Origin of the sequence: Luedemannella flava (assembly GCF_039528515.1) — a bacterium.
GTDB lineage: Bacteria > Actinomycetota > Actinomycetes > Mycobacteriales > Micromonosporaceae > Luedemannella > Luedemannella flava.
Genome location: NZ_BAAALT010000198.1, coordinates 19,550 through 28,096, shown reverse-complemented (window position 1 = coordinate 28,096; position 8,547 = coordinate 19,550). Strand labels below are relative to the sequence as shown.

Annotated in this window: 9 protein-coding genes; 8 read left to right on the top strand and 1 reads right to left on the bottom strand. The window is 72.3% G+C overall.

Annotation, left to right across the window (positions count from 1 at the left end):
- Positions 1-580: phenylalanine--tRNA ligase subunit beta-related protein (locus tag ABD211_RS25625; RefSeq protein WP_486336265.1), on the top strand; the 580-nt coding region annotated here is incomplete at its 5' end.
- 53 nt (positions 581-633) lie between these two features.
- On the opposite strand, the gene ABD211_RS25620 is transcribed toward ABD211_RS25625, so the two are convergent.
- A complete protein-coding gene (locus ABD211_RS25620; RefSeq protein ID WP_344137076.1) occupies positions 634-1,131 on the bottom strand; it encodes a hypothetical protein in 498 nt (165 codons plus the stop codon).
- A 478-nt stretch (positions 1,132-1,609) separates the two neighbouring features.
- On the opposite strand from ABD211_RS25620, the gene argC reads away from it, so the two are divergent.
- Genes argC through ABD211_RS25585 form a run of 7 tightly spaced genes read left to right on the top strand, consistent with a single transcriptional unit; the run spans position 1,610 to position 8,544 of the window.
- Positions 1,610-2,620 (top strand): N-acetyl-gamma-glutamyl-phosphate reductase, encoded by a 1,011-nt coding sequence (gene argC / locus ABD211_RS25615; RefSeq protein ID WP_344137073.1) that lies wholly within the window; start codon positions 1,610-1,612, stop codon positions 2,618-2,620.
- Positions 2,617-3,792: a bifunctional glutamate N-acetyltransferase/amino-acid acetyltransferase ArgJ gene (argJ, locus tag ABD211_RS25610; protein WP_344137070.1), complete on the top strand. Its 1,176-nt coding sequence runs from the start codon at positions 2,617-2,619 to the stop codon at positions 3,790-3,792. The genes argC and argJ overlap by 4 nt, the downstream gene beginning before the upstream one ends.
- Positions 3,789-4,688: an acetylglutamate kinase gene (gene argB, locus ABD211_RS25605; RefSeq protein ID WP_344137067.1), complete on the top strand. Its 900-nt coding sequence runs from the start codon at positions 3,789-3,791 to the stop codon at positions 4,686-4,688. Before argJ ends, argB begins: the two co-directional genes overlap by 4 nt.
- Positions 4,685-5,866: an acetylornithine transaminase gene (locus ABD211_RS25600; RefSeq protein WP_344137064.1), complete on the top strand. Its 1,182-nt coding sequence runs from the start codon at positions 4,685-4,687 to the stop codon at positions 5,864-5,866. The genes argB and ABD211_RS25600 overlap by 4 nt, the downstream gene beginning before the upstream one ends.
- Positions 5,863-6,786, top strand: coding sequence for an ornithine carbamoyltransferase (argF, locus tag ABD211_RS25595; RefSeq protein WP_344137061.1), 924 nt, complete (start codon positions 5,863-5,865; stop codon positions 6,784-6,786). The genes ABD211_RS25600 and argF overlap by 4 nt, the downstream gene beginning before the upstream one ends.
- Positions 6,786-7,352 carry an arginine repressor gene (locus ABD211_RS25590; RefSeq protein WP_344137057.1) on the top strand — a complete coding sequence of 189 codons (567 nt, stop codon included), beginning with the start codon at positions 6,786-6,788 and terminating at the stop codon, positions 7,350-7,352. The genes argF and ABD211_RS25590 overlap by 1 nt, the downstream gene beginning before the upstream one ends.
- Positions 7,345-8,544, top strand: coding sequence for an argininosuccinate synthase (locus ABD211_RS25585; RefSeq protein ID WP_344137054.1), 1,200 nt, complete (start codon positions 7,345-7,347; stop codon positions 8,542-8,544). Before ABD211_RS25590 ends, ABD211_RS25585 begins: the two co-directional genes overlap by 8 nt.
- Positions 8,545-8,547 lie beyond the last annotated feature (3 nt).

Genomic DNA, 8,547 nt, shown 5'->3' with positions numbered 1-8,547 from the left:
CGCCGGCTGGTGGGGCGCGGGCCGCCCGGCCGGCTGGGCGGACGCGGTCGACGCGGCCCGGGTCGTGCTGTCCGCCGCCCGGGTGACCGGGACGGTGCGGGCCGGCAACGCCCCGCCGTGGCACCCGGGGCGGTGCGCGGAGATCGTGGTCGACGACGTCGTCGTCGGGCACGCCGGCGAGCTGCACCCGGCCGTGTGCGCGGCGCTGGAGCTGCCCAAGCGCACCTGCGCGATGGAGCTCAACCTGGACGCGCTGCCGGCCTCGGCGGTCACGCCGGCCCCGGCGTTCGCCACGTTCCCGCCCGCGCTCATCGACGTGGCGCTCGTGGTGCCGTCGCGGGTGCCGGCCGCCGAGGTGGAGTCGGCGCTTGTCTCCGGGGCGGGCGACCTGCTGGAGGCGGTGCGCCTGTTCGACGTGTTCACCGGCGAGCAGGTCGGCGCCGGCAACAAGTCGCTGGCGTACAAGCTCACCTTCCGCGCGCCGGACCGGACGCTCACCGCCGAGGAGGCGGTGGCCGCCCGCGACGCGGCCGTCGCGGTCGCGGCCAAGCGCCACGGCGCGGTCCTGCGGGGCGTGTAGTCAGCAACGTGCGGCGCGGCACTGTCTCCCCGTTGGTGCCGCGCCGCACGTAACTACTCCAACGGCAGCGGATCGCCCGGCTTGAGGCGTTCGATCGCCTGCCTGATGTCGCCCAGGCTCACGGTATTGGGAATGCCCCGGCTGACCTCGCCGTCGGGGGTGCGGTAGGTGAGGTAGCTCCGCTCGGTGTGGTAGGCGCCGTGCATGGTGTGGCGGCTGCGCCCGCCCCCGACGCAGACCATGTCCTCCCAGGGCACGGTCGGCTCATCGTCGCCGAACCGGACGCCCTCGCGCGTGATCTCGATGATCAGACGCCCCGACCTGCGGGTCTCCGACCGCCAGACCATCGTCACGATCAGCAGCAGGCTCCCCAACACGAGCGCGCCGTACCCGGCGACGGCCCACGGCATGATCGTGTTCGGCAGGAGCATCAGCGGTACTGCGGGAAGGCCGCAGCACATGATGTGCAGCCAGAGCACGGCGCCGACCAGGCCGGTCTTGTCCGACCGGTCGAACGTCGCGCGCCGCACGAACGGTTCATCGCCTGCCATGACATCAATGTATGCCGACCCACCGACACCATCCACGCATAGAGATCCGCTGAACACTTCCGGTCACGGCGCTGGTGTCTCGCCGAGCAAGCCCGACGTTCGGACCGTCACGCAGGCAATTGCGCGCTGAGTTCCAGGCGTAACGGTCCAAACATCGGCAGGTCCGGTGGGTCACCGCCATCCGGTGCGGCCCCGCTGTCCGGCGCCGAACGGCGACTCGAAAGTCGAGCGCCCCATTGGGGCCAAGGTCTCGATTTCGTGAGTTGCCCCGCTCGGTGTCCCGATCATGGGACCCGGGGTGGCCCCGTTCGGAGCTTGCCGCTGGGCTCGGGTGCGTCGGGCTGGCCTGTATGTCGGGTCGTGATCCTTTTGGCGGCGGAGACTGGCATGTGACGCCCGGTAAATGGACTGCATGTTGTTGCGATCATATGCATACTGATACAGTCATGGACGCGGGACGACGGAGGGGGTGCTCACCATGGGCATCGCGGTGGCGGTTGTCGGGGCCAGTGGATACGCGGGAGGCGAGCTGCTTCGCCTGCTCGCGGGGCACCCGACCTTCGACATCGTGGCGGCGACCGCGCACCGCAACGCCGGCGCGCCCGTCCACACGGTCCACCCGCACCTGGCCAGCCTCGGCCTCACCTTCGGCGAGTCGGCGCCGGCCGCGCTCACCGGCGCCGACCTCGTCTTCCTGGCCCTGCCGCACGGCGAGTCCGCGGCTTTGGCCGCCCAGCTCCCCGCCAGCACCAGGATCGTGGATCTGGGCGCCGACTTCCGGCTGCGCGACGCCGCCCAGTGGACCCGCTACTACGGCGGTGACCACGCGGGCACGTGGACGTACGGGCTGCCCGAGCTGCCCGGCCAGCGTGAGCTGATCAAGCAGGCCGACCGGGTCGCCAACACCGGCTGCTATGCCGTCGCCACCACGCTCGCGCTCGCCCCGCTCATCGCGGCCGGCGTCGCCGACCCCGAGGACGTGGTGGTTGTCGCGTCCTCCGGCACTTCCGGCGCGGGCCGTAACCTCAAGCCGAACCTGCTGGCCACCGAGGTGATGGGCGACCTGTCCGGCTACAAGGTCGGGGCCCACCAGCACGTGCCCGAGATCAAGCAGGCGACGGGGGCGCGCGGTCTGTCGTTCACCCCGATCCTGGCCCCGATGCCGCGCGGCATCCTGGCCACGGTCACCGCGCGACCCACCGGCGACATCGACGCCGCCGGGGTGCGGGCGGTGCTCGCATCGGCGTACTCGGATGAGGTTTTTGTGTCCGTCCTGCCCGAGGGGAGCTGGCCGCACACGGCCGCGACCTACGGCTCCAACGCCGCGCACCTGCAGGCCACCATCGACGTCGACAGTGGACGGATCATCGTGCAGAGTGCCATCGACAACCTCGGCAAGGGCGCTGCCGCCCAGGCCGTGCAGTGCGCCAACCTGATGTGCGGCCTCCCCGAGGCCGCCGGTCTTACGGCCATTGGAGTGGCACCGTGACAGTCACCAGCCCCAAGGGGTTCAGGGCGGCCGGGGTGGCCGCCGGGCTCAAATCAAGCGGCGGGCTCGACGTTGCGCTCGTGATCAACGACGGTCCGGACACGACGGCCGCCGGCGTGTTCACCAGCAACAAGTTCAAGGCCGCGCCCGTGCTGTGGAGCCAGCAGGTGCTGCGCCACGGCATCGTGCGGGCCGTCGTGCTCAACTCGGGCGGCGCCAACGCCTGCACCGGCCCGGGCGGCTTCCAGGACACGCACCACACCGCCGAGCACGTGGCCGCGAAGCTCACCGCGTCGGGCGGCACCCGCGCGGTGGTCGGCGCGGGCGACGTGGCGGTCTGCTCCACCGGGCTGATCGGCCAGCGGCTGCCCCTGGACAAGCTGCTCACCGGCGTCAACGCCGCGGTGCGCGGGCTGGCCCGCGACGGTGGCGCCGCGGCGGCCGAGGCCATCATGACCACCGACACCCGGGCGAAGACCACGGTCGCGCAGGGCGAGGGGTGGAGCGTCGGCGGCATGATCAAGGGCGCCGGCATGCTGGCCCCGGGCCTGGCCACGATGCTGTGCGTGCTCACCACCGACGCGGTGGCCGACCCGGGGACGCTGGACACCGCGCTGCGCGCGGCGACCGCGAGGACGCTGGACCGGATCGACTCCGACGGCTGCATGTCCACCAACGACACCGTGCTGCTGCTGGCCAGCGGCGCCAGCGGCATCCAGCCGACGGCCGAGGAGCTCTTCGAGCAGGTGCACGCGGCGCTGGACGACCTCGGTCGGCAGCTCATCGGCGACGCCGAGGGCGCCACGAAGGAGATCCGCATCGAGGTGCGCGCCGCGGCCAGCGAGGTCGACGCGGTGGCCGTGGGCCGCGCGGTCGCCCGGTCCAACCTGTTCAAGACCGCGATGTTCGGCAACGACCCGAACTGGGGCCGGATCCTGTCGGCCGCCGGCACGGCGCAGGCCGACTTCGAGGCCGACAACGTCGACGTCGCCGTCAACGACGTGTGGATCTGCAAGGGCGGGCAGGCCGCCGAGGACCGTTCCAAGGTGGACCTGGCCGGCCGTGACGTGCACGTCCTCATCGACCTGGGCGCGGGCGACGCGACCGCGACGATCTGGACCAACGACCTCTCCCACGGGTACGTGCACGAGAACTCGGCGTACTCGACATGAGCCGGTCCGCGACGCGCACCCGCGACCTCGGTATCGCGCTGGGCAAGGCCAGCACGCTCATCGAGGCCCTGCCCTGGCTGATCCGGTTCCACGGCAGCATCATCGTCGTCAAGTACGGCGGCCACGCCATGCTCGACGCCGAGGTGCAGAAGGCGTTCGCCGCCGACCTGGTGTTCCTGCGCTACGTCGGGCTCAAGCCCGTCGTCGTGCACGGCGGCGGCCCGCAGATCTCGGCGATGCTCGGCAAGCTCGGCATCGACAGCGAGTTCCGGGGCGGCCTGCGGGTCACCACGCCCGAGGCGATCGACGTGGTCCGCATGGTCCTCGTCGGGCAGGTCGGGCGCCAGCTCGTCGGCCTGCTCAACGGGTACGGCCCGATCGCGGTCGGCATGTCGGGGGAGGACGGCGGCCTGTTCACCGCCGTGCGCCGCCCCGCCATCGTCGACGGCGAGCCGGTCGACGTGGGCCTGGTGGGCGACGTCGCCGAGGTCAACGTCGACGCGGTCACCGACCTCATCGACGCCGGGCGCATCCCGGTCATCTCCACCGTGGCGCCCGACGCCGACGGTGTCGTGCACAACCTCAACGCCGACACGGCGGCCGGCGCGCTGGCCGTCGCGCTCGGCGCCCGCAAGCTGATCGTCCTCACCGACGTCGAGGGGCTCTACCCGCACTGGCCCGACAAGTCCGTGATGCTCTCGCAGATCGACGCGGACGGCCTGGAGGTGCTGCTGCCCACCCTCGAGTCGGGCATGGTGCCGAAGATGGAGGCCTGCCTGCGCGCGGTGCGCGGTGGGGTGCCGGCGGCCCACGTGGTCGACGGCCGGGTGCCCCACTCGGCGCTGCTGGAGGTCTTTACCGACGAAGGATTCGGAACAATGGTGGTGCCGACATGACGTCATTGACCCAACGATGGGACACCTCGGTGATGCACACGTACGGGGTGCCGCAGGTGGCCCTCGTCCGCGGCGAGGGGGCCACGGCCGTCGCCGAGGACGGCACGTCCTACGTGGACTTCCTCGGCGGCATCGCCGTCAACGTGCTCGGCCACGCCCACCCGGCGATCATCAACGCGGTCACCGCGCAGATCTCGACCCTGGGCCACGTGTCCAACTTCTACGCCACCGAACCCGCCGTCACGCTCGCCGAGCGGCTGCTGGCGTTGGCCGGGCGGCCCGGCAAGGTGTTCTTCGCCAACTCGGGCGCCGAGGCGAACGAGGCCGCGTTCAAGCTGTCCCGGCGCACGGGCCGCGAGCACGTGGTCGCCGCCGCGGGCGGGTTCCACGGCCGGACCATGGGCGCGCTCGCGCTGACGGGACAGCCGGCGAAGGCCGACCCGTTCCGGCCGCTGCCCGGCCACGTGGACCACGTGGCGTACGGGGACGTGGACGAGCTGGCCGCGACCGTCACCGACCGGACCGCCATGGTCATCCTCGAACCGATCATGGGGGAGGCCGGCGTGGTCGTCCCGCCGCCGGGCTACCTCGCCGCCGCGCGGGAGATCACCGAGCGGCACGGCGCCCTGCTCGTCCTCGACGAGGTGCAGACCGGCATCGGCCGGACCGGGCACTGGTTCGCCCACCAGGCCGAGGGCGTCGCGCCCGACGTCATCACCCTCGCCAAGGGCATCGGCGGCGGCCTGCCGCTGTCCGCGATGATCGCCTTCTCGGACACCGCGTACGGGGACGTGTCGTCGCTGCTCGGCCCGGGCATGCACGCCACCACGTTCGGCGGTAACCCGGTCTGCTGCGCGGCCGGCCTGGCCGTGCTCGACACCATCGAATCCGAGCACCTGCTCGACCACGTCAAGCGGATCGGGGAGCGGCTGCGCCGGGGCGTCGAGGCGCTGGGCCACCCGCTCGTCGACGGCGTGCGCGGCGCCGGCCTGCTGCTCGGCATCGTGCTGCGCGAGCCGGTCGCCCCAGCGGTGGTCGCGGCCCTGGCCGCGGCCGGGTTCCTCGCCAACGCCGCCCAGCCGGACGTGATCCGGCTCGCCCCGCCGCTCATCATCACCGCCGAACAGGCCGACGCGTTTCTCGCGGCCCTCCCGGCGGCGTTGGAGGCGGGACAGTGAGACATTTTCTCCGGGACGATGACCTGAGCCCGGTCGAGCAGTCGGCCGTGCTCGACCTCGCGGCCGAGCTCAAGAAGGACCGCTTCGCGCGGCGCCCGCTCGACGGCCCGCAGTCGGTCGCCGTCATCTTCGAGAAGCCGTCCCTGCGTACCCGGCTGTCGTTCGAGGCCGGCATCGCCGAGCTGGGCGGCCACCCGATCATCGTCGACGCGATGACCACCCACTTCGGCCGGGGCGAGTCGATCGCCGACGCCGCCCGGGTGCTGTCGCGGTACGTGCGCGCCATCGTCATCCGCTCGCACGGCGACGCCCGCGTCGCCGAGCTGGCCGGCGCGTCGAGCGTGCCCGTGGTCAACGCGCTCACCGACGGGTTCCACCCGTGCCAGATCCTGGCCGACCTGCTCACCGTGCGGGAACGCCTCGGCGGCACGGCCGGGCGCACGCTCACGTTCGTCGGCGACGGCGCCAACAACATGGCCCACTCGTACCTGGTCGGCGGCGCGACCGCCGGCATGCACGTGCGGATCGGCAGCCCCGAGGGGTTCGAACCCGACCCGGCCGTGGTGGCCCGGGCCGCCGAGATCGCCGCGGTCACGGGCGGGTCCGTGGCCACCGTGCGCGACCCCCACGAGGCGGTGGCCGGCGCGGACGTGGTGGCCGCCGACGCGTGGACGTCCATGGGACAGGAGGGCGACGGCAAGGACCGGCTCACGCCGTTCCGCCCGTACCAGGTGAATGAGGCTCTGATGAGCGGCGCCGCCGGGGACGCGATCGTGCTGCACTGCCTGCCCGCCCACCGGGGCGAGGAGATCACCGACGCGGTCATGGACGGCCCGGCCAGCGCGGTCTTCGACGAGGCCGAGAACCGCCTGCACGCCCAGAAGGCGCTGCTCACCTGGCTCCTGGCAGGAGGTCGGTAATGACCGCCGTGGTGCCCACCTCCAAGTCGGCGCGGCACGCGCGCATCGTGGAGCTCATCCGCGACCACGCGGTCCGCTCGCAGACCGAGCTGGTCGACCTGCTCGCCGGCGACGGCCTGCACGTCACCCAGGCCACGCTCTCGCGCGACCTGGAGGAGCTGGGCGCCGTCAAGGTCCGCGGCACGGACGGCACGGCCCCGGTGTACCTGATCCCGGAGGAGGGTCGCGGCCCGCTGCGCAGCGCCGAGCAGACCCCGGCCCGGCTGCAGCGGCTGCTGCGCGAGCTGCTCACCGGGGCCGACGCGAGCGGCAACCTCGTGGTCCTGCGCACCCCGCCCGGCGCCGCCCAGTTCCTGGCCAGCGCCTTCGACCGGTCGGGCCTGCCCGACGTGGTCGGCACCATCGCCGGCGACGACACCATCCTGGTCGTCGCCCGGGAAGAGCCCAGCGGCAACACCTCCGCGGGCCATGTTCTGGCGGCCAAGCTGCTCGCCTGGGCCGGCCACGACCTCCAGGCCCGCACGAAGCTCGTATCGCACGAAACTAAGGAGCAATCTGATGACTGAGCGGGTCGTACTCGCCTTCTCCGGCGGGCTGGACACGTCCGTCGCCATTCCGTACCTCGCCGACAAGACCGGCGCCGAGGTCATCGCCGTGGCCGTCGACGTGGGCCAGGGCGGCGAGAACATGGACGCCATCCGCCAGCGGGCGCTCGACTGCGGGGCGGTCGAGTCCGAGGTGGTCGACGCCCGCGAGGAGTTCGCCACCGACTTCTGCCTGCCGGCGCTGCGCGCGAACGCCCTCTACATGGACCGCTACCCCCTGGTGTCGGCGCTGTCCCGGCCGCTGATCGTCAAGCACCTGGTCGCCGCCGCGAAGAAGTACGGCGGGACGATCGTGTCGCACGGCTGCACCGGCAAGGGCAACGACCAGGTCCGCTTCGAGGTCGGCATCGGCGCGCTCGCGCCCGACCTGAAGGTCATCGCGCCGGCCCGCGACTACGCGTGGACCCGGGACAAGGCCATCGCGTTCGCCGAGGAGAAGCGGCTGCCGATCGAGGTGTCGAGCAAGTCGCCGTACTCGATCGACCAGAACCTGTGGGGCCGCGCGGTCGAGACGGGCTTCCTTGAGGACATCTGGAACGGGCCCATCGAGGACATCTACGACTACACCTCGGACCCGGCCGTCGCCCGCGAGCCCGACGAGGTCGTCATCACGTTCGAGGCCGGCGTGCCGGTCGCCATCGACGGCCGCGCCGTGTCGCCGTACGAGGCGATCATCGAGCTGAACAAGCGCGCGGGCGCGCAGGGCGTGGGCCGGCTCGACATGGTCGAGGACCGCCTGGTCGGCATCAAGAGCCGCGAGGTGTACGAGGCGCCGGGCGCGATCGCGCTCATCACCGCCCACCAGGAGCTGGAGAACGTCACCGTCGAGCGCGACGTGGCCCGCTTCAAGAAGGGCGTCGACCAGCGCTGGGGCGAGCTCGTCTACGACGGCCTGTGGTTCTCCCCGCTCCGCAACGCCCTCGACGCGTTCATCGACGACACGCAGAAGCACGTGTCGGGCGAGATCCGGCTGACCCTGCACGGCGGCCGCGCCGTGGTGACGGGCCGGCGCTCGGCCGCCTCCCTGTACGACTTCAGCCTGGCCACCTACGACTCGGGCGACATGTTCGACCAGTCGCTGGCCAAGGGGTTCGTGCAGCTGTGGGGCCTGCCCAGCCGGCTCGCCTCGGCCCGCGACGCGCGGCTCGGCTGACAN

Excerpts from the sequence above, each read along its gene's own strand:
- ABD211_RS25620 (WP_344137076.1), bottom strand. The coding sequence starts at position 1,131 with ATGGCAGGCGATGAACCGTTCGTGCGGCGCGCGACGTTCGACCGGTCG.
- argC (WP_344137073.1), top strand. The coding sequence starts at position 1,610 with ATGGGCATCGCGGTGGCGGTTGTCGGGGCCAGTGGATACGCGGGAGGC.
- argB (WP_344137067.1), top strand. The coding sequence starts at position 3,789 with ATGAGCCGGTCCGCGACGCGCACCCGCGACCTCGGTATCGCGCTGGGC.
- ABD211_RS25600 (WP_344137064.1), top strand. The coding sequence starts at position 4,685 with ATGACGTCATTGACCCAACGATGGGACACCTCGGTGATGCACACGTAC.
- ABD211_RS25590 (WP_344137057.1), top strand. The coding sequence starts at position 6,786 with ATGACCGCCGTGGTGCCCACCTCCAAGTCGGCGCGGCACGCGCGCATC.
- ABD211_RS25585 (WP_344137054.1), top strand. The coding sequence starts at position 7,345 with ATGACTGAGCGGGTCGTACTCGCCTTCTCCGGCGGGCTGGACACGTCC.